Here is a 23,166-nt window from a genome sequence, read left to right on the forward strand (position 1 = left end):
AACGCTGCCAATTGGCAGCGTTTTAGTTTTTAGTCATTATTACGAAGTGTATCTAGCTACAGCGCTTGAATGGTCTCGAACTGCTCTTTAAGTTTGGCTAGGGCTTTTTCACCCTCTTCCAACTTACCGCGTTCTTTTTCAATTACCGCTTCTGGCGCATTGCTTACGAACTTCTCGTTACCCAACTTGCCACGTGTACGAGATACATCTTTCTCGATTTTCTCCATGGCTTTTGTAATACGAGCAAGCTCTGCGTCTTTATCGATAAGCCCTGCCATTGGGATAAGTATTTCCATTTCCCCCACAAGCGCTGTTGCGCTAGCTGGCGCTTCTTCACCGTCTTTCAATACAGTGACTGTTTCAAGCTTAGAAAGCTTATCAAGGAATGCCTTAGCCGCATCAAGACGACGAGCGTCTTCATCGCTTACGTTTTTAAGTAGCGCATTAAGCGGTTTATTTGGAGAGATATCCATTTCACCACGGATATTACGGATACCAACGATAAACTTCTTCACCCACTCGATATCAGCAAGCACTTTGTCGTCTTGTTTTGCTGCATCAACTTCAGGGAATGCCTGAACCATGATACTCACGCCCTCTTCCACCTTAAGCGCACTTAGTGGCACAACACGCTGCCAAATAGTGTCGGTGATAAATGGCATTAGCGGGTGCAACAAGCGCAGCAGGCTTTCAAGCACATTGATAAGCGTATGGCGTGTACCGCGCTTCTCAGCTTCGGTGCTGGCATCATTATTAAGCACTGGCTTAGTAAGCTCTAGATACCAGTCGCAGAACTGGTTCCAGGTAAACTCGTAAACGGTTTGTGCTGCAATGTCGAAACGGTAGTCTTCAAGCGCTTTTTCAAACTCAACCAGCGTTTGTTGGAACTTAGCCCAAATCCAGCGATCGGCCATGCTAAGTACCATTTCGCCACCGTCGCGACCTGTATCGTGCTCTTCTGTGTTCATCAATACAAAACGCGATGCGTTCCAAATTTTGTTACAGAAGTTGCGGTAGCCTTCAACACGGGCCATATCAAAGTTGATATCGCGGCTGGTTGACGCCATAGCTGCAAACGTAAAGCGCAGTGCATCTGTACCATAGGCCTGAATACCATCAGGAAATTGCTTGCGAGTTCGCTTAGCAATCTTTTCTGCAAGCTGAGGCTGCATCATGCCCGCGGTACGTTTAGTGACTAGCGACTCGATATCAATACCGTCAATCAAATCAATAGGGTCAAGCACGTTGCCCTTCGACTTTGACATTTTATCGCCGTTCTCATCGCGGATAAGGCCGGTAATATAAATATCTTTAAACGGAATCTTGCCAGTGAACTTCTTGGTCATCATGATCATTCTGGCAACCCAGAAGAAGATGATATCAAAGCCGGTGACTAGCACTGAAGACGGTACAAAGGTTTCTAGATCTGGCGTTTCTTCTGGCCAGCCCATGGTCGCGAACGGCCATAGCGCACTTGAGAACCAGGTATCAAGAACATCGTCATCTTGTGAAAGGGTTACGTCACTGCCAAGGCCATGTTTCTCACGCACTTCTTCTTCGGTGCGGCCAACAAAAACGTTGCCGTTTTCGTCGTACCACGCCGGAATGCGGTGTCCCCACCACAGCTGACGTGAAATACACCAGTCTTGAATGTTGTGCATCCACTGGTAATAAGTTTTGTTCCAGTTCTCTGGCACAAAACGAATTTCACCGCTTTCCACTGCTTCAATAGCTGGCTTAGCAAGAGACTCAACCGCTACATACCACTGGTCAGTTAGGTATGGTTCGATAACTGCGCCCGTTCTGTCGCCACGTGGCACTTTAAGCTTGTGCGGCTCAATCTTAACCAAAGAGCCTTGGGCTTCTAGGTCAGCAACAATTTGCTTACGCGCATCGAAGCGATCTAAACCGCGGTACGCTTCTGGCGCATCGTCGTTAATTTTCGCATCGTCGGTAAGAATGTTGATCATAGGTAGATTGTGACGCTTACCCATGTCGTAGTCGTTAAAATCGTGAGCAGGCGTAATTTTAACGCAGCCTGTACCGAATTCTTGATCTACATAGTCATCGGCAATAACTGGAATTAAACGACCCGTAATAGGCAGCTTAATTTCTTTGCCGATAAAATCTTGATAACGCTCGTCATCTGGGTGTACTGCAACCGCTGTGTCACCGAGCATGGTTTCAGGGCGCGTTGTTGCAACCACTAGCTCACCGCTGCCATCCGCTAGCGGATAGAGCATGTGCCACATGTGGCCGTCTTCTTCTTCGTTCAGTACTTCTAGGTCCGACACTGCCGTGTGAAGCACTGGATCCCAGTTAACCAAACGCTTACCACGGTAGATAAGACCTTCTTCGTGTAGTTTCACGAATACTTCAGTTACGGCTTTAGACAGGTCTTCGTCCATGGTGAACACTTCGCGCGACCAGTCAGGTGACGTACCTAAACGGCGCATTTGGCCAGTAATAGTACCGCCACTATGCTCTTTCCATTCCCACACTTTTTTAATGAAGTCTTCGCGACCTAAATCGTGGCGCGTCTTACCTTCAGCGTTAAGTTGGCGCTCTACCACCATTTGGGTAGCAATACCGGCGTGGTCAGTACCCACTTGCCATAGCGTATTGTCGCCCTTCATGCGGTGATAACGGGTTAAGGCGTCCATAATGGTCTGCTGGAAACCATGGCCCATGTGAAGGCTACCGGTAACGTTTGGCGGCGGAAGCAAAATACAATAAGGGTCGCCGCTACCTGAAGCTTTAAATAAACCCGCCTCTTCCCATGACTTGTAGCATTGCTGCTCGATGGACTGCGGTTCGAAGGTTTTATCCATTACACACTCTCAAATTGAAGCTAAACGCGAATGACTTATGCAGATTTGAACTGCATGTTGCATCCAGCTTGCTGATAGTTTTTGTATCTTACCCGCGCAGCCTGTTTGGCGTTCTCGTCCACGGGTACAAAATCGATGATTTGACGATGCTGGTTGGGTGAAGGCACCATACCGGACCCCACATTTACCACCATTTGTCGTCTGGCTACCTGCTCTGGCCGCCAACAAATTTCCACCGGCGTTCCCGACTGCGGCCCTTCACCAAAAAGGTTATGGGGCACAAAGCGGTCTGCCGGCAGTTGCCATAACAATTCATCAACTTCTTCAGCTTGCGCCTGTGTATCACACAGCACGCTAATTTTTTGCTTATTAGCAAACGCTGAGGCAATGACTTCACTGGCGCGGCCTGCCACACCATTGTCACCGCTGGTAAGTTGATAAAAAATCACTTGTGGCATAAATGATTAGTCCTCTAACTTGATATCAGCGCGGTTCATTAAGAACTGAGACAGCATAGGCACTGGACGGCCTGTTGCGCCTTTGTTCTTACCACTGCGCCATGCCGTACCGGCAATATCAAGGTGAGCCCAGTTGTACTTCTTAGTGAAGCGTGACAAGAAACAACCCGCCGTGATAGACCCAGCTGGGCGTCCACCAAGGTTTGTCATATCTGCAAACGGGCTTTCAAGCTGCTCTTGGTAATCGTCCCATAGCGGTAAGCGCCATGCGCGATCTGAACTTTGCTCTGATGCATTAAGTAGCTCGTGAGCTAGTGGGTTGTGCGTGCTCATTACTGCTGTTGCGTGATGACCAAGTGCAATAATAGCGGCACCTGTCAGCGTAGCAACGTCGATAACGAGCTCTGGCTCGTAACGCTCAACGTAGGTCAGCGCGTCGCACAACACCAAACGGCCTTCCGCATCAGTATTTAGTACTTCAACAGTTTGACCCGACATAGTCGTTAGTATGTCGCCCGGACGGTACGCTTTGCCATCTGGCATGTTTTCACAGCCAGCCAATACGCCAATAACGTTAATTGGCAAGTTAAGCGCCGCGATAGTGTGCATTGTACCTAATACGCCTGCTGCCCCACCCATGTCGTACTTCATTTCATCCATGGCTTCACCAGGCTTTATTGAAATACCGCCTGAATCGAAAGTAAGGCCTTTACCTACAAGCACAATTGGCGCTTGATCAGCTGCGCCACCGCGGTGATGCATAATACTCATCATGCTTTCATTTGCAGAACCACGACCAACGGCAAGGTAAGACTGCATACCCAGCTCTGCCATTTGAGTTTCATCTACCACTTCTGCGGTTACGCTGTCGTACTGGCTTGCTAATTCTTGTGCTTGCTGCCACAGATACGCTGGGTTGCAGATATTTGGTGGCATGTTAGCTACGTCTTTGGTTACTTTCGAGCCACGGGCTACAGCTAAACCATGCTCAACCGCGCGCTCACCAACAGTAAGCTCGCGACGGGTAGGCACGTTAAATACAATTTTACGCAGCGGGCGGCGAGGCTCGCCTTTTTTGGTTTTAAGCTGCATAAAGGTGTAAAGCGTATCTTCAGTCGCTTCTACAGCCTGACGCACTTTCCAGTAAGTATCGCGACCTTTAACGTGAAGCTCGGTTAAGAAACACACCGCTTCCATCGAGCCGGTTTCATTCAATGTTTGAATGGTTTTAGCAATAATATTTTTGTACTGACGCTCATCTAGCTCGCGTTCTTTACCACAACCAACAAGAAGCACGCGCTCGCTTAGTACGTTTGGCACGTTGTGTAGCAACAACATTTGGCCCGCTTTACCTTCAAGGTCGCCACGGCGCAACAAGTTGCTGATATAACCTTCACTGATTTCGTCTAGTTGTTCAGCCACTGCCGTAAGGCGGCGCGGCTCGAAGACACCCACAACAATACATGCGCTGCGTTGTTTTTCAGGACTGCCACTTTTTACACTAAACTCCACGATATCACCTCGCTTTTCGTCGTTTATGGTTTGCACGATGACTAAAATCACGTAACGTTTCGCGCTGCTTTATGTTTTAATACGCAGCATAACTTTTTAGTTCGCTGCAATTCACGCTTACAGACCTATTGAATATAGGTTAAATTTGCGTCAAAACACCATGCAAACGGTTTATGATTGCAGGCAAAACTTGTAAAAACGGTAAGTTTAAACAAAATTGTGCTTTCTTTCACTAAAATTCCTAATTTTCCGGAAGGGCTGAGATGCTGATATTCCGCTATTTACTTAAGGAAACGCTGAAATCTCAGTTAGCGATTTTCTTTATCCTAATGGCAATTTTTGTCACCCTAAGATTTGTGCGCGTATTGGGCGACGCATCAGACGGTGATATCCCTGCTGGGCTTGTGCTTGGCTTCTTAGGTTTATATGCCCCTATCCTCTCTTCATTGGTGCTGCCCATCAGTGCTTATCTGGGTATTATGCTAGCCCACGGCAGGCTGTATGTAGACAGTGAAATGACCGTTATGCGGGCTTGTGGTATCAGTGAATGGTATGTCACTAGGGTAATGCTATTTTTATCAGTACTAATCATGATATTCACAGGCGCAATTACCCTTTATTTCGCGCCATTAGCAGCTGAAAACGAATATCAACTGCGCGAAAAAGCCAGAAACGAGGCCGGTATCTCGGCACTAATGCCAGGTAGATTCCAGCAAACGGGTAACGAAAAAGCGGTTATTTTTGTGCACGACGTGGATAAAAATGACAAGCTACAACGCGTGTTTTTATCGCAAAATCAAACAGATGACAGCGAAGGTGATGTACGCGTTGTATATGCGCAAACCGGTGAAGTCGCAAACAACCCCGACGGTACACGAAACCTCGTATTAAAAGAAGGTGTGCAGTATGAAGGCAAACAATCTGAAAAGGCCTACCGCAAAGTAGAATTTGACGAATACCAAATTCAGATTGCCGATAAACCTGCCGACGAAACTCGTCGTAAGGTAAGCGTACTGCCTACTAACGAACTGTGGGAAGACGACAGTATTGAAGCCAGAGCCGAGCTTCAGTGGCGTATTGCCATACCGCTTTCCATTCCGTTTTTAGTACTAATTGCTGTGCCGCTAAGCGCAGTCGACCCGCGTCAGGGGCGCTTTGGTAAAATGTTCCCGGCCATTTTGCTTTACTTGGGATACTTCTTGTTGCTACTGGCAAGTAGACGAGTGCTTGAAGATGGAAAAATGCCACCTCAGCTTGGCTTATGGTGGGTGCACACCATCATGCTGATCATTGGTGTCATGTTAATTGTGCGAGACAGAAAAACCGGCACTGAGCTTCGCGCTTGGATATTGGGGAAAAAGTAGATGTTTAAGATCCTCGATTTATATATCGCCCGTACGCTGTTAGGCACTATTACCGTTACGCTTAGCGTACTTATTGGCTTAAGCGCGCTTATTAAATTTGTAGAACAGCTGCGAAAAATTGGCGAAGGCGACTATGACATGCTTGTCGCTTTTATCTACGTTTTACTGAGTTTACCTCGCGACTTAGAGCAGTTTTTCCCTATGGCCACACTCCTTGGCGGTCTTATTGGTATGGGCGTACTGGCCAGCAACAGCGAATTGGTAGTAATGCAGGCCGCCGGCATGAGCCGCTGGAACATCATCAACTCAGCCATGAAATCCACCCTTGTAATGATTTTATTGGTGATGGCCGTTGGCGAGTGGGTTACTCCATACAGCGAAACCAAGGCCAAACAGATAAGAACCGAAGCCATTTCAGGCGGTAGCTTATTTTCTTCCGATAAGCTGGTGTGGGCAAAAGATGGCGACCGATTTGTGAGTATTGGCCAAGTACTTAACCAAGACTCGCTAAAAGACGTAAGCATTTTTAGCTTTAATCCTGACTTGTCTCTTGAAAGTATTACCTACGCGAAAAATAGCGCTTTCGATGGCGACGGCTGGTGGCTAAGCGATGTTGAAGTAACCCAGTTTACCGAAACAAACGTTATGGTAGATGAAAATAACCGCATGCGTTGGAACTCGACCCTTACTCCCGATAAACTGGGGATTGTAGCGGTTAAGCCTGAGGCTTTATCTATTACTGGTCTGCTGGATTACGTAAACTATCTAGATAATAACGACCAAGATCCATCTCGCTATGAGTTAGCGCTATGGCGGAAAGTATTCCAGCCTATATCAGTTGGCGTTATGTTGTTGATGGCACTGTCGTTTATATTCGGGCCGTTACGCAGCGTGACTATGGGTGCTCGCGTTATTATGGGCGTGCTGACAGGCTTCGGTTTCTTTATTCTAAATGAGGTGTTTGGCCCAGTGAGTTTGGTCTATCAGTTGCCGCCGTTCCTTGGTGCTTTGCTTCCAAGCCTGCTGTTTGCTGCTGTCGCGGGCATTATGCTCAGGCGATAATTAAACAGCAACGTGACTTACGATTGGTGTATTGGTAGCTTACAGCACATATAAAAAAGAGGCATCGCCTCTTTTTTTATTTTTGTTTCGTACTCAAGCGTATAAATTCACTACCAATTGACCGATGGGTTATCGTCGCAAGTAAGTGATAGCCTTCTCAAATATGTTTCTTAAGCCAACCAACACGCACGCTACCAGCTTTTGTGGTCGTTCGCCTCTTTGCTTAATTTCAACACTTCTGTTTTCGCTAAACGGTCTTGCAGTGACTGTTTATTCTTAAAATCAAATAAGACCAACAGAGTACCGAGACCACCTAGTGATGCAAAAAGTCGAATGAATAAGCGAGGCCACGTCATGGGCTCTTCGACGGTGCTATAAATCCGCAAGCGCCAAGCTCGCATACCTAATGTTTGCCCACCTCTGCGCCAAAACCACAAGAAAAAACCAGCTATCCACAAGCCTACCCAAGTTTGAATAAGTAGCTTATAGCCAAACGACGCCTGAATAAGGTCAGCGGGCTCCGCGTACCCCTGTAAATCGAGCGTACCGCTTTTTAACATAACCACCAGCGTGACTATCATCACCATTGCTGCGCACATGCCTACGGCGGTTGCCACCAGGGTGTCGTAAACCATAGCAAGTAACCGACGGATAAACCCCGCTCGCTCAAGGGTTTCACTTTCTGAGTCTGCGCTACTCGCATTTTCATATTCAGCAGTCGTCGACGATTTTGGTGCCGGTTGCCTTTTCTTAACTTTCTTATCGTGTCTTGCCACGGGTATCTCTTCACATCATCATTTTCAATACATATTTTGACACAAGCGCCCTATAGCTTAAACACAATAAGCCACACTAAACGTCATTTCATAAAGTGATTGATAAACCGATAACTGCACTGTTATTAAAAATAATGCATCCAAGCATTCAATTTATTCGTTATTGTTATTAAAACGGATAAAGGAAATCATGACGTGACCACATTAACTTTCGCAAAAACACTAACTGCTAGCGCTATATTACTCGCAACTGCGCCCACACTCGCCCTCGATGACCCAGAAGGTGATATTGAACATATTCGGGTACGCGGTGACTCATCAGTAAAAGACGGTGAATTTATTTCTGCTTCTCAGGGCTGGGTGTCGGGTGACACTATGATTGACCGCCCAATGCTACGCGCTGGTGAAATATTGGAATTTATTCCAGGTATGATGGTGACGCAACACAGCGGTTCAGGAAAAGCCAACCAGTATTTTCTTCGCGGTTTTAATCTTGACCATGGAACCGATTTCACCGTAAGCGTCGATGGAATGCCGGTCAACATGCGTAGTCACGGTCACGGCCAAGGATACAGCGACTTAAACTTCATTATTCCTGAACTCATCGACAGCCTTAGTTATTTTAAAGGCACCTACTATGCCAATATTGGCGACTTTTCGAGCGCAGGCGGCGCGATTTTTAATTTGAGAGATTCTCTTGAAAACAACCAGATATTCTTAGGTTTGGGCGAATATGGTTTTAAACGCGCCGTTGCACTAAACCAGTTTGAAGCCGGAGAAAGCCGCGTTGTTACGGCTTTAGAATACCAAACCTATGACGGCCCATGGACTGATATTGACGAAGACGTAAAAAAGAAAAACGCTCATATTCGATATATTACGCCGATGTTAGATGGCCAACTTACCATAACAGGCATGGCTTATGACAATAGCTGGAATGGCGCTGATCAGGTACCAGAGCGTGCTATTCAGAGCGGCTTAATAGACCGCCTAGGCTCTATCGATACTCAAGTTGGAGGTGAGTCTTCTCGCTATAGTCTATCTGCAAACTACGCTAGTGACACATGGAACGCCTCTATTTATGCCATAGACACAGAGCTTAGTTTATTTTCTAACTTCACTTACTTCCTCGATAACCCTGAGCGAGGCGATCAGTTCGAACAAGCTGATGATAGAAAAATCTATGGCGGTGAAATATTTACTACCCTCCCCCTCGCTATTACAGAAGGGAGCAGTATTACCTTGGGCGGCCAGTGGCGCTTTGACGATATTGACAATGTAGGCTTGTATCGCACTCAAAATTTAACCCGGTTTGGCACCGTTAGAGAAGACGCGATAGAAAGTAACAGCTATGCACTGTTTGCTCAGTCCAATATTTTTCTAAACGATAGATTAAGCCTGTCGTTAGGCGGTCGTTATGATTACTTAGATGTTGACGTAGATAGCGATTTAGACGCCAACAGCGGCAGTGCTGACGATGGTCTTTTTACGTTAAAAGCAGGCCTGAAATACTTGCTGTCTGAACAGCTCACCGCATTTGCCAATATCGGTCAAGGCTATCACTCAAACGACGCGCGGGGTGCAACTATTACTGTAGATCCGGTAAGTGGGGATGCAACTGAACCATCACCGCTATTAGTGAAGTCTCTTGGCTATGAAGCCGGGGTTAATTTTACCGACAACAGAACCTATAACGTTTCAGCTGCATTGTGGCGACTAGAACTAGATAGTGAACTGGTTTATGTCGGCGACGCAGGCTTCACTGAAGCGAGCCGACCATCAGAAAGACACGGTATAGAAGTAAGTGCCTACTACTGGATTAATCATCATTTAACAACTGACATTGAAGCTGCTTGGACAAAAGCAAGATTCAGCGACAGCGTAGAGGGTGAAGGCCGCCATATTGAAGGTACAGTACCGGGCGTTGTGAGCGCGGGCCTGACGTATTTTCAAAACGGAAACCAGCTTGGGTTTAGCTATACGCTGCGAGGTCGTTATTTAAGTTCTCGCACGGTGGAGAGTTTCGATGAAGTTTCACCGCCATCAACATTTTTACTGAATGCACAGGTCGCTTATCGTCAGCCTATGTGGGACGTTACTTTAGAAGTGTTAAATGCTCTTGATAGTGATGATCATGATATCGACTACTTTTATGCGTCGAGACTTCCTGGCGAGCCTGAAGAGGGCATAGAGGACTTGCACTATCACCCGGTTGAACCAAGAAACGTTCGCCTTACTGTTTCCTTGAAATATTAGCCGAGCAGAAGTTTTTAATAACAGCGGCGCAGACCCCTTTTGGCGCCGCAATATTTTATGTAAATGTTTAAAAAGCGTGCTAGTTTAAATACTTAGAAGCCGCACTTTTCGAGAGCTAGTCTCATTATGAAAATGGTGCCATAACAATAAAAGGTAGGAGCAACGATGGAACATGAAACTTTGTTTCCTCTGCTGTGCAAAACAGCAGACGGCAACAAAAAAGCCTTTGCAGAGCTTTATAAAATAACCAGCCCACAACTTTATGCAGTTGCTTTAAAGCTACTTAAACGGCCAGAACTTGCCGATGAAGCCACACAAGACGCTTACATTAAAATATGGCATAACGCAGGCAATTATCAGCGAGGAAAAGGTACGGTGCTAACTTGGATGGTAAGCATTGCACGCTATCGAGCTCTGGATTTAATTCGCTATCACAATGTAAGAAATGAAGTTGAGCTGAACGATGATGCACCATCAGGAGTAGAAAGCTCACAAAATGTTAAACTGGGTGCAGAGCAAGCTAGATTAGCCGCGTGCTTGGATGAATTAGACGGCCCTCAACGCCAAGCTATTCATTTAGCTTACGTTAACGGTATGTCTCATCAAGAAGTGGTGAGTCACTTGGCCTCGCCCCTTGGTACAATCAAAAGCTGGATAAGACGAGGCTTGCAGAGCTTGCAGAGGTGCCTGTCACTATGAATTATTTGAAAGAAGAACGACTTAATGCACTGGCAGCGGAATACGTTGTTGGTACCCTTCGAGGTAAAGCGCGCTCACGCTATCAAAAGTTAATGATGCAATATCAAGCGGTGAGCGATGCAACGGCTCAATGGGAACAATATCTAACCGGCTTTGCAGAGACGCTCCCGCCTGTGGCGCCACCAGACGACGTGTGGGAAAGCATCCAAGTAAAACTCGGACATAAAGCCGCTAACGACGCAAGCCTAGCTGGCGATACAAAATCTTTCAGCAAGCCTGGTGAGGTCATCAACTTCGAGAGAGAGAAACAAAAACGTTGGAAGAATTTATCGTTCATATCCACCGCAGCTGCCATGGTATTGGCCGTATTGCTGTTCGTAATGCAACCCATTCCTACACCAGAGGTTTCTCATATTGCCGTGGTAAACAACGCTGACAATACGCCGTTGTGGGTGATAGAAGTTTCTGACACAACCATGAATGTTAAGGTCACCGATGCTTTCGTAGCGTTGGCCGATAAGGATTACGAGCTTTGGATGGTACCTGCAAACGGTGAGGCGCCAATCTCTCTTGGTCTAATGCCAGAAGCCAATGGCGATACGCAGGCGACACCCGACATTTTACTTAGTCAAAGTATCGCAGCCCTAGCCGTTAGTCTAGAAGCACCTGGTGGCTCGGTAACGGGGGCCCCCACCGAAGTACTTTACATAGCACCCATTGTGTCTGTGTAAATTTACACACTAAGCTTTTTATTAAAAGGCCACCATTCGTGGCCTTTTGCTTACCTATTGGTTCTTTCTAAGCTCTTTCTTAGTTTTATCTGAAATCTCCAAGCGCTCTCCCGTTCCTTTTACTTCTGCCGCTTCTTCATTATTTCTTCCCATCACTCTTAACACTTAATAAAAACTTTATTGTAATTTTTTAAACATTTTTGCATCCAAAGTGAAACTTCAGTCGTTTAACTTTTGAACTCATAAAAACAGAGAGACCTAAAATGATCCAATTCAAACGTAAAACTTTATCTGTAGCTGTTGCGCTGACATGCGCCGCCGTTACAGCGGGCGCAATTGCATCAAGCCACCGAGAAGCACCGAATATTACTCGTCACCCAGCCCTAGATAGCACCGATTTTTACGCTTTTAACAGTTATGAAGAAGGTCGCGAAGACTATGTGACTTTTATCGCTAACTATATTCCACTACAGGATGCGTACGGCGGCCCTAATTATTTTGCAATGGATCCGAATGCACACTACGCCATTCATATCGATAGCGACGGCGACGCGGTTGAAGACTTAAGCTTTGTTTTCCAGTTTAACAATATGCTTGCTGCCGATAACGAAGGCATTGCTTTGCCAATTGGTCCAGAAGGCGAGCAAAAAATGGTGAAAGTGCCGCTGAAAAATGTAGGTGGTATAAGCGCCGATGATTCTAGCGCAGCGAATTTTTCAGAAATGTATAGCCTTACTATGGTAAGTGGCGACATGCAAACAGGCACCCGCACAACGCTTACTCCAGCCATGGGTGATATGTTTAAAAAGCCCCTTGATTACATAGGTAACAAAACCTTTACTAGCGAAGCGGAATACGCGCGCTATGCTGGAAGCTTCATTTACTCATTCAATATCCCTGGCTGCGATGACATGGCCAAAGTTTTTGTTGGCCAGCGCAAAGACCCCTTCGTTGTAAATTTAGGCAAAACCTTCGACTTGGTAAATTATGTACCTGTAGAAGGCGATAGTGCACCGGGTGCGGGCGATGGCGAAGGCTTCCCTGGCGGCATTACACAAAGTGCTATGAATGATGACTTAGTCGACAAAAACGTGACGGCCCTATCTATTGAAGTACCCAAAGCGTGCGTTACGGGTGAAGGCAATGGCGTAATTGGTAGCTGGACCACGGCAAGTTTGCCGCAAGCGCGCATTCTTAACCCAGATGCCACGTTTGAGAAGCCAGAAACCAATGGCGGCGCAATGACACAAGTGTCTCGCTTAGGTAGCCCGCTAGTTAACGAGCTTGTTATTGGTATTGGTGATAAAGATAAATTTTCTAGCTCTCATCCAAGTGCAGATGGTCAATTTGCAGATTATGTCACTCACCCATCGCTGCCAGAGTTGCTCAACATTCTGTTTAAAGATGCTGTGAATACTACATTGGGTACGGATATTGAGACCCTTGCACCTACTAACTTCCCGCGTATGGACTTGGTCACAGCCTTCCTTACTGGCTTCCCTGGCGTTAACCAGCAAGCTACGGTAACTGCGTCTGAAATGCTGCGCCTAAACACAGGGATCCCAGCAACACCAGCAGAATCGCAGTCAGCTTTTGGTGTAGCAGGTGATGACTTAGCAGGCTTCCCAAATGGTCGTCGCCCTGGTGATGACGTGGTTGATATTGCACTTCGCGTAGTAATGGGCCGTTTATGCTACCCCATTCCAGTTGCAGGCGAAGACACAGACCTTGGCCTTTGTGCACCTGAAGACGCGAGTGTAGGTAATGTACCATTCACTGACGGCGCGCCTGTAGATGCAAGTATGATTGATACGTCATTTCCATACCTAAAAACACCACTTGCTGGCTCTGAATAAGGAGATCCATCATGTCTATGAAGATTAGGTTATTTAATGAGCGCAGTGGTAATACTGCGCCTAACAAGCAAACGTCAGTGAAGCGCCAACAACACCGTATGTGGATTGCTTCAGGATTGGTATTAGCGCTCTCGGGTTGCTTCGACAGTGACGACGATAACGATTATCAAGCCCCTGAAGAAAACGCGGCGCCGGTTGCCGTTGACCAAATGCTTACAACGCAAGCAGATATTGCGTTTGATGGCACGTTAACAGCAACCGATGAAGATGGTGACGCGCTAACTTTTGGTCTTGGCGAAAACGGTAGCTTAGGTAGTGCTGAAGTGAATGCTGACGGCACCTTTACTTACACACCAAATGCCCAAGTAACAGGTAGCGATAGCTTTACATTTACTGTTTCTGACGGCGTAAACCCTGAAGTGACGGCAAGTGTCAGCGTAACCATAGAAGCCCAACAGGTGTCGTTTTCTAGCTATACCCGCGACGCCTTCAATCAAGCACCAACGGATGAACCTTTACCAATAAATGGACGAGAATTCACCCAAGATGCTGACGACACAACATTTGATGACTTATTGATAGGCCAATAACACGCATCAAATGATAGGAGTTTGTTAGCACATAACCAGTGTCAACCGTAAAGCCAAGGACGGCTTTTTTTAAGGAAATATCAATGAAGTTTGTAAAGCACTCAGCTCTGAAGTTCTTTTTAGCAAGTGCATCGTTGACCCTCTCGACTTTTTCAATATACGCCCAACCACAAAACCCTAACTTCAATACTGTCATCGCAAGCTGGGAGCCTGAAAAGCTATCAATAACAAATATAAATGAAGCGGAAAAAGCACTGTCTTCAAGTCGCTATATTTTCGCAAAAGGAAACGAAAGAGAACAGGTGTCTCGCTTCGTCAGCTCCATGAGAGCAACTTTCACATCGTTAAATGCTGGGCAACAAGAACGTCTGGTAATATTAGAGGCTCGCTTATTACAAGGCACGCATAAATTCGAGGAAGCCAGGCAACATTTAAAACAAATAGCTCACTTTCGCTCGCCAGCTGCTTACTTACTTATGGCTGACATCGCCACGCAACAAGGCGACGTTAAAAGAGCAAAAGAAAACTGCGAAAAGCTAGTAGGGAAAACAAGCTTTCTGATTGCTTTTACTTGCATGGTCAACGCTGAGTTTTCTCAGAATGCTCAGACAAAGTTGCTTCAAAAACTGAAGGCATTTGAAATTTATACCAGTAATGCTCGGCCTTCTGAACGCCAGTGGTTTTTCGAAGTATTAGCAGATATATCACTTCAGCTTGGCGACGCTGAAGCCGCCCTTGGTTATCTATCGCAAACTGAGTTCAAACAGCTTCCAATAAGCGCGATGCTAGTGTGGGCAGACGCTAATTTTCAATTAAGAAAATATGAGGCTGTTACTACCACGCTTGCCCGCAATGTACCCGATATCAAAAAAGTAGATGACGGCTTGCTTTTGAAATGGGCTATCGCAGAACGTGGACAAGGTATCACCTCTTCAACGGTGCAATCTCAACTGTCAAAAAATATGGAAATTCGAGTGTGGCGTGAAGATAGCTCTCACGCGGCGCAAGTTGCCATGTACTTTTTAGAGATAGAGCAAGATTATCCAATTGCCCTTAAATTTGCTGAACTCAATTGGCAATATGCCCAAGCGCTAAGTGACAAACGTCTGTTAGAACGTGCTCGCAAAGCTAATGATGAGTCAAGCGATGCTTAGGGCTTTCAACTATTTCAGCGAACGAACCATGATGAGACTTGTTATATTTTTTTTAGTAGCAACTTTTAGTTTTCCAACCCTTTCTCACGAGCTAAGCAACGGTTATTTAACCCTTAAAAATGAATCTGGCGAGACACTCTCAGGTGAGCTTTTGCTTAAACCTACAGACATGGGGCAAGCTGCCGGGCTCGATACTAATAATGACGGCAATCTGACATGGGGTGAAGTTAAAAGAAACCACAATCTAGCGAATGATTACATTCAAAATCACCTAATAATTCGTGGTAGCGAGACACGGTGTACTATTAGTGTTGCCCACCCCTCTATTAGAGACATATCTGCAGAGTCATTATTGGCATATCCGCTGTCGGTGAGCTGCGCTTTTTTAAACGAAGTGTCTGTTCGTTACACTGGTATAGTGAGCGACTTTCCTACACATAAACTGCTTACTTCCATCACCTTTGATGAACAAACAAGTGTGCATGTACTAGATAGTGAACGCAGCTTTATCATCGTGACGCCTCATGACAACCACTGGGTTACGCAATTTGGTGAAATGGTTTACCAAGGCATTTGGCATATTTTTATTGGCCTAGACCACATATTATTTTTAGTCGCCACATTACTGACCGTTAATTTATTTAGAAAAAATAAACAATGGTTAAAAGAGCAAAGCATCAAACGTATTATAAAAAGCACGGTGATTTTGGTAAGCACCTTTACGCTTGCGCACAGTATTACGTTAACCGCTACTGCTCTTGATTTTATAACGCTTAACAGCCGTATTGTCGAACTCGGCATCGCTATTTCGGTGGCCATAACTGCACTAAACAACGTGTACCCTATCATCATGCGTTTGGGGTTCATTACCTTTGGATTCGGCTTACTTCACGGCATGGGGTTCGCGAGTGTGTTTGGCGACCTGAATGCCCAATCTGGCAGCTTAGTGATGAACGTTCTTGCATTTAATGTGGGGGTAGAGGTAGGACAACTTGCCATAGTTGCACTGCTATTACCCTTACTAATCTTACTTAGAAACGTAAGATTATATTCGAAAGCCATTATGCCAATCGCATCTTCAATTATTGCGGTTATAGCGATTAACTGGACGTTGCAGAGATGGTAGCAGCGGCACACCTAGTTATTAATTGAGAGATAAGAGTAAGCTTATACTGAGTGACAAAAAATAAGAAATGACTAAAGCGGCGCGCGCCTTTGGACAATCTTTCGGCACTTAGCCATAAAAAGCACAAAAAGTAGTTGTATAGGCGCGCCGCATCGCTATAATGCCAAGCATCAACACCACGTTGATGTCTATACACTATGCCAGTGTGATGGAATTGGTAGACATGGCGGATTCAAAATCCGCTGCTAGCGATAGCGTGGCGGTTCAAGTCCGCCCACTGGTACCAAACATTAAACCAACTTTTCAGTTGGTTTTTTTGTGTTTAAATTTCAACAAATCGCCACGCAAGCGTGTCGGCCGAGTGTCGGTCCAATCAAAGCCCGCCCACTGGTACCATCTTCTTCTTTTAGAAGCAGATACTGAAACCGACTTTTGAGTCGGTTTTTTTGTGTCTGAATTTCAGCAAATCGCCACGCAAGCGTGGCGGCCGAGCTTCGCTTCACCGCATTTGGACCAATAAAGCCCGGATTCAGGTGTCTGCTCTTCTATGACACTGCATCCCAATATGCGTCTAGCAACCTCTGGGTTAACAAGGCCAAGTGTTGCGCTTTTGCATTTTCGGTCGATTCCACATCTGATGTTAGCGCCGCAAAATTTCTCATCATGAATACTGACTGCGCTTCTGAGGAATCTGCTTCAATATATTGATGCTCGCTGGGTTGCTGCATTTCTTTGCGCTTAGTAAAACCGACAACATGGTCTTGGTTATCAAATGCAAAACCATTCTTCCAATCAAGTACATAGTCAGACATGCTAAATACCCCCTCATGACCCAGAATATCTAAATCCATCAGGCACGTTCCAACGTTGTAGCCAAAGTCAAAGGTAGACGATTTACCATCTTCAAACACTGCAACGCCCGAACCTCGGATGACAGCATTTGTTTCTTCGTCTCTAACAATTGCGCCAGAAATAAGTTTTAGCGGTGCCGTTGGCTTCAAATATTCGGCAATGGCCCGCATTGAATACCAAGTCATGTCACCCACTGCACCTGTCGGCTCTTTTGAGGTATCGAAACGGATGTTGGTTTTATCCATGAATGGGAAGAAAAAAGACGTTCTAACCGCTTGCGGTGCGCCTATTTCCTTCTCCATTATGTCATTAATAACTTTAGTGCGAGGATTATGGGTAAAATGCGTGGCGTCCATAAAGCTAACACCATTCACATTTGCAGCATTTATCATGTTTTCTAATGACTTTGCGCTTGAGTAAGGCTTTTCCACCAGCAAATGCTTTTTGTTTTGTGCGCCATAAATCGCAATTTCTTCTTTGCTTGCCGTTGGTGTTGCTACATAAATTGCATCAATCGAGTCTGACGCTAACATCTCTTGCCATGTATCAAACACGAGGTTAATGCCATGCTCATCAGCAAATGCTTTAGCTGAAACCGGGCGGCGACTTGCCACGGCTGCTAATTCAATACTTTCTACCTGCTTTACTGCATTTGCGATAATACCCGCTATCATGCCTGAACCAACAATACCTAAACGTAACTTATTCATACTTACCTCCAGTGATTAATTGACGGGAAGTTTAAGTACAAACTAGAATCACAAGAAATGAATAGGTTAAATAACACCAATCCAATTTATGAATATCTCAACCAAAGACGTAAACTTACTTTATGTATTCAAGGTTTTATTTGAAGAGAGGAACTTATCCAATGCAGCTAAACGCATGGCTCTTAGCCAGCCTGCACTTAGCCATAAGCTAAATAAGTTAAGGAATGAATTCGATGACGCGCTTTTCGTAAGGGCAGCTAGAGGCTTAACCATAACCCCATTAGCTGAACAAATTGCGCCGCTCGTATTGCAAGCCGTTCAATCTATCGAAGGCTTATATCATCAACTCGAATCTCAAAACTTTTTACTTAATGAAGATATTGTTCACATATATACGACAGACTTTATTGAGCAACTGTTATTGCCTGATCTGTTAACGCGAATAGAAACGAAGGCACCAAACCTTAAGATAGTCTGCCACAATACCTTGGGCAAAGTGCCAAAAAAAGAGTTGGAAACAGGCGAATGTGATTTAGCTATTGCAGGCTTTTACAATGAGTTACCTGATACCTTTTATCAGCAAAAACTAAGAGGCGAGTCTTTTGTTGTTTTAAGTAGCAGCGAAAAGCTTGCCCCAACAGCGCAACTAGACCTAAGCACTTTTTTAGACGCTAGGCATATCGTCACCACACTAACCGGAGACCTTGACGGAATAGTAGATAAAGCACTTCGTAATCTAAACTTAACCAGAAATGTTGTTGCTGGCGTTTCAAGTTTTTTAACGCCCCCGCTTATTGCAAAAGATACAAACTGCATTTTAGTGTGCTTGGAGTCTATCGCAAAAATGTATGCTTTCACTTTCGACAGATTAACCATACATGAGTGTCCGATTGACTTACCAAAGGTAAACATTAGCCAAATATGGCATGGACGCACGCATCAGGACCCAATGAGAAGGTGGTTAAGAAATGAAATACACCAAGTCTTGTCTAATTGAATAGAGTGAAAATTTACTTTTTGCCTAGAAGCAAAAAAATAAGCTTAGTTGCAGTAAGCGCTTGAAGGCTGCAATAAACTTCGCTCGACAACCCACTTTCTTTAATCACTTAACCAATTGATTCAAAGTCAATTTATACAATATCCCATTAATCTCTAACATAGTTACCAAAACACCACTAGTTGTTTAAAGTTAAAAGGTTACTAAAATAAACCACCTGTGAGCAATAAGCTTTATTCAATTTTTTTGGGAGTTTTGAGATGACCACCACAAAGACAGGCAATGTGCTAATTATCAATGCACACCAGTATTACCCTTTTTCAGAAGGCAAGTTAAACGCGTCTTTCGTCGATAAAGCAGTAACGCTGCTTGAAGCTAAAGGCTATAACACTCGCGTAGTGACAATGGCCGAAGAACACAACGTTGAAGAACAGTTGGCCCATCATCAGTGGGCTGACATCGTTCTTCTACAGACACCAATTAATTGGATGGGTGTGCCATGGTCATTCAAAAAGTACATGGATGAAATATACACTGCAGGTATGGGCGGCGCCCTATGTGCCGGCGATGGTCGAGTTGCCGAATCACCGAAGAAAAACTACGGCACAGGCGGTACGCTTACTGACGTTAAATACATGATGTCTTTAACCTTCAATGCACCAGAAGAGTCATTCAACGACAGTAAAGAGTTTTTTGAAGGTAAATCTGTAGACGATTTATTGTTTCCAATGCATATGAATTTTAAGTTCTTTGGCATGAAGCCAATTGAAACTTTCGCCAGCTTTGACGTGATGAAAAACGCCGATGTGGAAAAGGATTTCAAACGTTTTGAAGCTCACATTCACAAGCATTTTTAAGGAATTATCATGATTACTGAATACACCAATAAGTTACATGCAGGTTCTGCTTTCCCCGATATTTCGGCAAAGCTGTTAAATGGCAACACTAAAAAGTTAGCGAGACCTGAGAACGGTCTTGACTGGAAAATGGTGGTAATTTACCGAGGGCAACATTGCCCACTTTGCACTCGATACCTCAATCAACTTGAAAGTGTTAGAGGTCATCTTGCCGAAACTGGTGTAGATCTCATTGCAGTGTCTGGCGACAGTAAAGCGCAGCTTGAGAGTCACCTGCCTAGATTGGATATCAACTTTCCTATTGCGTACGGCTTAACATTGGAGCAAATGGAAGAATTAGGCGTATATATCTCTGCTCCAAGATCTCCTCAAGAAACTGATCACCCGTTCTCTGAGCCAGCGCTGTTTGTTGTGAACAATGAAGGTAATGTGCACGTTGCTGATATTTCTAACAACCCATTTGTTAGACCTGAGTTAGAGACATTAGTAAGTGGTTTGGGCTGGATTCGTAACCCTGATAACAACTACCCTATTCGCGGTATGCACAAATAATATTATAGAAAATACTCACTCACTGATGAATCCAGTGCAAATGTTGTGCTGGAGTATAATCTCTTAACTGTACATGCCGAGATTCTTCAGGGTTACTTCGTTTGGAACTGAGTAACAATTGAAGTAACCCAACAAACCAATTAAAGTCGCTCAGCACAAACTTTTTTCACTTTCTGAAAGGCTTTAATTAATGAACATTGAACGAATGGAAACCAAGCAGCGCATGAGTCGTATTGTGAAACACAATGGCGTTATCTACTTATGCGGGCAAGTATGCGCAGATGCCACGCAAGATATCACCCACCAAACTCAAACCATGCTTGATAAAGTCGACAGTCTGCTAATACAGGCAGGCAGCGATAGAAAGCATATGCTTTCAGCGACCATTTACCTTAAAACCATGGATGATTTTGCGAAAATGAATGAGGTATGGGATAACTGGGTGCCAGAGGGTCATGCGCCAGCAAGGGCATGCGTTACTGCCGATATGGCCCGCGAAGCACTTCTCGTGGAAATCTCGGTAGTTGCAGCTGAAATTATTAATTGATCGAGCAACATTACTTATTAACATATCGGCTCTGCATCCTCTTTTCAGAGCCTTATAGTCCTCTTTGTAAAATAAGGCTTTCCCGTCACATCACTGAAATAAAATACCTGTAACGTAAAATATTCGCTAATGGAGCCTACGAAGGCTTCCCCTCAAATTGCAGATTGCTTCGATACGAGTTTTCATGAAAAAATTGAAACGCTATCAATACGAACGATATGCCATCCTCTGTCAACTCGCCTACCCCGATGCCGACGCCCAATACGAAAAAATACTAGACCCTTTTCATGAACGTCATCTTGTCGATAAGTACGGCAGAATGAGCGTGAGAATACTGTGGGTCGAAAACAAAAAAGAGGTCATCATTGTTTTTCGCGGGTCGTTAGGCTTTAAAGACTGGTTCGCAAACTTGTTTTTCATACCCTATAGATTGCGCCAATTAAACAGAAGTTTCTTTGTCCACTGGGGCTTTGCGAGATTACTTGCGCAGCCAATGTACTCAAGTACAAAAACTTCCGATGACGCATTACCGCTACGAGAATTACTCGTTAAAGTGCTAGAGCCACTTCGCGCACAAGGCAAACGGTTTTCGTTCATCGGTCACTCATCCGGTGGTGCGGTGGCTGTGTTAATGGCCGATTATTTTCAAAGGCGCTTCCCAAAGTCGGTAAAAAGAGTGGTTACCTTTGGGCAACCTGCCGTCGGCACCCGCTCTTGGTACAAACATTACACGCTACACCACAGGACCTACCGTATTTGCTGCGACCTAGATGTCATTACCTTTATGCCTCCCTTCCCTTTTTACTTCTGGCATGTAGGTAAAATGCTGTGGCTGCACGACGATAAAATTTATGAAAACACGCCTACTCACAGGCGATTTTTAATGTCTCTTAAAAGCTGGTTGTTGCGTCCTATAACCTACCACTACATGCGGAAATACATTCGCAACAAGTCGCTTTTTGACGAGCATTGAAGCGATCATTTTTAGACATTTGTGCGTAGTTTAAATGAGTTAATACACGCATACCCATCCAAATGAGTTGGTTGGCAGGCGAGAGGAAAGATGGCTTCATTAATCATAGAACGCGCAAGAGCAGCACTTAAAAACGCATTCATCGGCGACGCACTCGCAATGCCGGTGCACTGGTTTTACAACCCAGCCGATATCTACAAAGCGTTTCCGTTAGGTATCGAACAATTTGAAGATGCTCCTACTTTCCACCCCTCTTCAATAATGTCGCTGCATTCCACACAACAAGGTGGCCGCGCAAACAAAGCATCAGCTAGCCAAAAAGAAATTGTGGGTGAGGTCATTCTAAAAGGAAAAAGACAGTACTGGGGCAAAGACAACGTTCATTATCACCAGGGAATGAAAGCTGGTGAAAATACGCTTAACGCCCACTGTGCGCGCATCGTCCTAGCATGTGCCCTTAAAGGCTATGACGCAAACGAGTTTTTAAACCAATATATTAACTTTATGCGCGCTGACGAGCCTAAGCACTCTGACACCTATGCCGAGTCTTATCACAGAGGTTTCTTCGCGAATCTTGAGCAAGGCATTCCGGCAGAAAAATGTGGAGCAGTTACCCATGATACAGCTTCAATAGGCGCGTTTGTGTCAGTAACACCTTTGGCGATAGTAGAAGCAGCTAAGAATACAGCACTTAACGAGATCCAACAGCTGTGCCGAAAGCATCTGTATTTAACGCATCCCGATGAGTCATTAGCATCGGTATGCGATGTCTACGTTGAACTTATATACAAATTAGCGCACCGCCAAGATGAGTCACCCAAAGATATTTTAGAAGGGATTGCGCGCAAGTCAGCACGTATGAACTTATCGTCCCTTACGGCAAAAAACAAAAGCGATATTGAAGTTGTAGGGCGCATGTATTCGCCAGCGTGTTATATCTCAGACGCATGGCCCGCTGTTTTATACTTCGCTTATCGCTATGCTGATAATCCGAAAAAAGCACTGATGGCAAACACTAACGTAGGCGGTGACAACGTGCATCGTGGTTTTGTTTTAGGGGCCATACTAGGTTTAATGCACGGGGCCGAGATACCTCTATGGTTTGATAAATTAACTGATACGAAAAAGCTAAACTCGCTAATCGATTCTCTAGGCGTTGAATGACTCAAGGAAAAAGCTTCGTAACTTGAAGCGTTTTACATTCAAAGCGACGCGGATGCCAAACTTAGCATTATATGAACAACGATTTATCGATGCTTTGCT

Annotated in this window: 20 protein-coding genes and 1 tRNA gene; 16 read left to right on the plus strand and 5 right to left on the minus strand. The window is 45.0% G+C overall.

Going from position 1 to position 23,166, the window contains the following annotated elements:
• Positions 1 to 56: 56 nt before the first annotated feature.
• From ACXAGV_RS02845 to pepA, 3 genes are read right to left on the minus strand one after another with little or no spacing between them, the layout of a single operon-like run.
• Positions 57 to 2,831 (minus strand): valine--tRNA ligase, encoded by a 2,775-nt coding sequence (locus ACXAGV_RS02845; protein ID WP_474871696.1) that lies wholly within the window; start codon positions 2,829 to 2,831, stop codon positions 57 to 59.
• Positions 2,832 to 2,866: 35 nt separating this feature from the next.
• Complete coding sequence (locus ACXAGV_RS02850; protein WP_474830183.1) at positions 2,867 to 3,289, minus strand: DNA polymerase III subunit chi; 423 nt, start codon at positions 3,287 to 3,289, stop codon at positions 2,867 to 2,869.
• Positions 3,290 to 3,295: 6 nt separating this feature from the next.
• Positions 3,296 to 4,801: a leucyl aminopeptidase gene (pepA, locus tag ACXAGV_RS02855; RefSeq protein WP_474871903.1), complete on the minus strand. Its 1,506-nt coding sequence runs from the start codon at positions 4,799 to 4,801 to the stop codon at positions 3,296 to 3,298.
• Positions 4,802 to 5,064: 263 nt separating this feature from the next.
• On the opposite strand from pepA, the gene lptF reads away from it, so the two are divergent.
• Both lptF and lptG read left to right on the plus strand, forming a co-directional pair.
• Positions 5,065 to 6,165: an LPS export ABC transporter permease LptF gene (lptF, locus tag ACXAGV_RS02860; protein WP_474871698.1), complete on the plus strand. Its 1,101-nt coding sequence runs from the start codon at positions 5,065 to 5,067 to the stop codon at positions 6,163 to 6,165.
• Positions 6,166 to 7,227 carry an LPS export ABC transporter permease LptG gene (lptG, locus tag ACXAGV_RS02865; protein ID WP_474871700.1) on the plus strand — a complete coding sequence of 354 codons (1,062 nt, stop codon included), beginning with the start codon at positions 6,166 to 6,168 and terminating at the stop codon, positions 7,225 to 7,227. It abuts the gene before it with no gap.
• Between the two features lie 191 nt (positions 7,228 to 7,418).
• On the opposite strand, the gene ACXAGV_RS02870 is transcribed toward lptG, so the two are convergent.
• On the minus strand, positions 7,419 to 8,003 hold the full coding sequence (locus ACXAGV_RS02870) for an RDD family protein (RefSeq protein WP_474871702.1): 585 nt from the start codon (positions 8,001 to 8,003) through the stop codon (positions 7,419 to 7,421).
• Positions 8,004 to 8,198: 195 nt separating this feature from the next.
• Here ACXAGV_RS02870 and ACXAGV_RS02875 point away from each other — a divergent pair, with 195 nt between their 5' ends.
• From ACXAGV_RS02875 to ACXAGV_RS02910, 8 genes are all read left to right on the plus strand, one after another.
• On the plus strand, positions 8,199 to 10,259 hold the full coding sequence (locus ACXAGV_RS02875; RefSeq protein ID WP_474871704.1) for a TonB-dependent receptor: 2,061 nt from the start codon (positions 8,199 to 8,201) through the stop codon (positions 10,257 to 10,259).
• A gap of 165 nt (positions 10,260 to 10,424) precedes the next feature.
• Positions 10,425 to 10,958 carry a sigma-70 family RNA polymerase sigma factor gene (locus tag ACXAGV_RS02880; protein WP_474871706.1) on the plus strand — a complete coding sequence of 178 codons (534 nt, stop codon included), beginning with the start codon at positions 10,425 to 10,427 and terminating at the stop codon, positions 10,956 to 10,958.
• Complete coding sequence (locus tag ACXAGV_RS02885) at positions 10,955 to 11,689, plus strand: anti-sigma factor (protein WP_474871708.1); 735 nt, start codon at positions 10,955 to 10,957, stop codon at positions 11,687 to 11,689. The genes ACXAGV_RS02880 and ACXAGV_RS02885 overlap by 4 nt, the downstream gene beginning before the upstream one ends.
• 263 nt (positions 11,690 to 11,952) lie before the next feature.
• Positions 11,953 to 13,545 carry a DUF4331 domain-containing protein gene (locus ACXAGV_RS02890; protein WP_474871710.1) on the plus strand — a complete coding sequence of 531 codons (1,593 nt, stop codon included), beginning with the start codon at positions 11,953 to 11,955 and terminating at the stop codon, positions 13,543 to 13,545.
• An 11-nt stretch (positions 13,546 to 13,556) separates the two neighbouring features.
• Entirely contained in the window at positions 13,557 to 14,135 is a 579-nt protein-coding gene (locus ACXAGV_RS02895; protein WP_474871712.1) for an Ig-like domain-containing protein, read from the plus strand.
• Positions 14,136 to 14,218: 83 nt separating this feature from the next.
• The gene (locus ACXAGV_RS02900; protein ID WP_474871713.1) at positions 14,219 to 15,289 is read left to right on the plus strand and encodes a tetratricopeptide repeat protein; all 1,071 of its coding nucleotides are present in this window, start codon (positions 14,219 to 14,221) and stop codon (positions 15,287 to 15,289) included.
• A 28-nt stretch (positions 15,290 to 15,317) separates the two neighbouring features.
• On the plus strand, positions 15,318 to 16,415 hold the full coding sequence (locus ACXAGV_RS02905) for a HupE/UreJ family protein (protein WP_474871715.1): 1,098 nt from the start codon (positions 15,318 to 15,320) through the stop codon (positions 16,413 to 16,415).
• A gap of 199 nt (positions 16,416 to 16,614) precedes the next feature.
• A tRNA-Leu gene (locus tag ACXAGV_RS02910) sits at positions 16,615 to 16,701 on the plus strand.
• A 259-nt stretch (positions 16,702 to 16,960) separates the two neighbouring features.
• Here ACXAGV_RS02910 and ACXAGV_RS02915 read toward each other — a convergent pair.
• Positions 16,961 to 17,977 (minus strand): Gfo/Idh/MocA family protein, encoded by a 1,017-nt coding sequence (locus tag ACXAGV_RS02915; RefSeq protein ID WP_474809483.1) that lies wholly within the window; start codon positions 17,975 to 17,977, stop codon positions 16,961 to 16,963.
• Between the two features lie 88 nt (positions 17,978 to 18,065).
• On the opposite strand from ACXAGV_RS02915, the gene ACXAGV_RS02920 reads away from it, so the two are divergent.
• The 6 genes from ACXAGV_RS02920 to ACXAGV_RS02945 all read left to right on the plus strand — a co-directional run bounded on the left by ACXAGV_RS02920 (position 18,066) and on the right by ACXAGV_RS02945 (position 23,067).
• Positions 18,066 to 18,974 (plus strand): LysR family transcriptional regulator, encoded by a 909-nt coding sequence (locus tag ACXAGV_RS02920; RefSeq protein ID WP_474871717.1) that lies wholly within the window; start codon positions 18,066 to 18,068, stop codon positions 18,972 to 18,974.
• 260 nt (positions 18,975 to 19,234) lie between these two features.
• On the plus strand, positions 19,235 to 19,831 hold the full coding sequence (locus ACXAGV_RS02925; protein ID WP_474871719.1) for an NAD(P)H-dependent oxidoreductase: 597 nt from the start codon (positions 19,235 to 19,237) through the stop codon (positions 19,829 to 19,831).
• A 9-nt stretch (positions 19,832 to 19,840) separates the two neighbouring features.
• Positions 19,841 to 20,383 carry a redoxin domain-containing protein gene (locus ACXAGV_RS02930; RefSeq protein WP_474871721.1) on the plus strand — a complete coding sequence of 181 codons (543 nt, stop codon included), beginning with the start codon at positions 19,841 to 19,843 and terminating at the stop codon, positions 20,381 to 20,383.
• Positions 20,384 to 20,573: 190 nt separating this feature from the next.
• Entirely contained in the window at positions 20,574 to 20,930 is a 357-nt protein-coding gene (locus ACXAGV_RS02935) for a RidA family protein (RefSeq protein WP_474871723.1), read from the plus strand.
• Positions 20,931 to 21,114: 184 nt separating this feature from the next.
• The gene (locus tag ACXAGV_RS02940; RefSeq protein ID WP_474871725.1) at positions 21,115 to 21,903 is read left to right on the plus strand and encodes a lipase family protein; all 789 of its coding nucleotides are present in this window, start codon (positions 21,115 to 21,117) and stop codon (positions 21,901 to 21,903) included.
• Positions 21,904 to 21,993: 90 nt separating this feature from the next.
• Positions 21,994 to 23,067: an ADP-ribosylglycohydrolase family protein gene (locus tag ACXAGV_RS02945; protein WP_474871727.1), complete on the plus strand. Its 1,074-nt coding sequence runs from the start codon at positions 21,994 to 21,996 to the stop codon at positions 23,065 to 23,067.
• Positions 23,068 to 23,166: the final 99 nt, after the last annotated feature.

The sequence above is a fragment of the Alteromonas sp. ABH4_453 genome (assembly GCF_056160665.1).

Bases quoted from the DNA above. Each gene is read 5' to 3' on its own strand.
- ACXAGV_RS02940 (WP_474871725.1), top strand. From the start codon at position 21,115: ATGAAAAAATTGAAACGCTATCAATACGAACGATATGCCATCCTCTGT.
- lptF (WP_474871698.1), top strand. From the start codon at position 5,065: ATGCTGATATTCCGCTATTTACTTAAGGAAACGCTGAAATCTCAGTTA.
- ACXAGV_RS02945 (WP_474871727.1), top strand. From the start codon at position 21,994: ATGGCTTCATTAATCATAGAACGCGCAAGAGCAGCACTTAAAAACGCA.
- ACXAGV_RS02890 (WP_474871710.1), top strand. From the start codon at position 11,953: ATGATCCAATTCAAACGTAAAACTTTATCTGTAGCTGTTGCGCTGACA.
- ACXAGV_RS02850 (WP_474830183.1), bottom strand. From the start codon at position 3,289: ATGCCACAAGTGATTTTTTATCAACTTACCAGCGGTGACAATGGTGTG.
- ACXAGV_RS02905 (WP_474871715.1), top strand. From the start codon at position 15,318: ATGATGAGACTTGTTATATTTTTTTTAGTAGCAACTTTTAGTTTTCCA.
- ACXAGV_RS02930 (WP_474871721.1), top strand. From the start codon at position 19,841: ATGATTACTGAATACACCAATAAGTTACATGCAGGTTCTGCTTTCCCC.
- lptG (WP_474871700.1), top strand. From the start codon at position 6,166: ATGTTTAAGATCCTCGATTTATATATCGCCCGTACGCTGTTAGGCACT.
- ACXAGV_RS02895 (WP_474871712.1), top strand. From the start codon at position 13,557: ATGTCTATGAAGATTAGGTTATTTAATGAGCGCAGTGGTAATACTGCG.
- ACXAGV_RS02845 (WP_474871696.1), bottom strand. From the start codon at position 2,831: ATGGATAAAACCTTCGAACCGCAGTCCATCGAGCAGCAATGCTACAAG.
- ACXAGV_RS02900 (WP_474871713.1), top strand. From the start codon at position 14,219: ATGAAGTTTGTAAAGCACTCAGCTCTGAAGTTCTTTTTAGCAAGTGCA.
- ACXAGV_RS02935 (WP_474871723.1), top strand. From the start codon at position 20,574: ATGAACATTGAACGAATGGAAACCAAGCAGCGCATGAGTCGTATTGTG.
- ACXAGV_RS02880 (WP_474871706.1), top strand. From the start codon at position 10,425: ATGGAACATGAAACTTTGTTTCCTCTGCTGTGCAAAACAGCAGACGGC.
- ACXAGV_RS02925 (WP_474871719.1), top strand. From the start codon at position 19,235: ATGACCACCACAAAGACAGGCAATGTGCTAATTATCAATGCACACCAG.
- ACXAGV_RS02915 (WP_474809483.1), bottom strand. From the start codon at position 17,977: ATGAATAAGTTACGTTTAGGTATTGTTGGTTCAGGCATGATAGCGGGT.
- ACXAGV_RS02885 (WP_474871708.1), top strand. From the start codon at position 10,955: ATGAATTATTTGAAAGAAGAACGACTTAATGCACTGGCAGCGGAATAC.
- ACXAGV_RS02920 (WP_474871717.1), top strand. From the start codon at position 18,066: ATGAATATCTCAACCAAAGACGTAAACTTACTTTATGTATTCAAGGTT.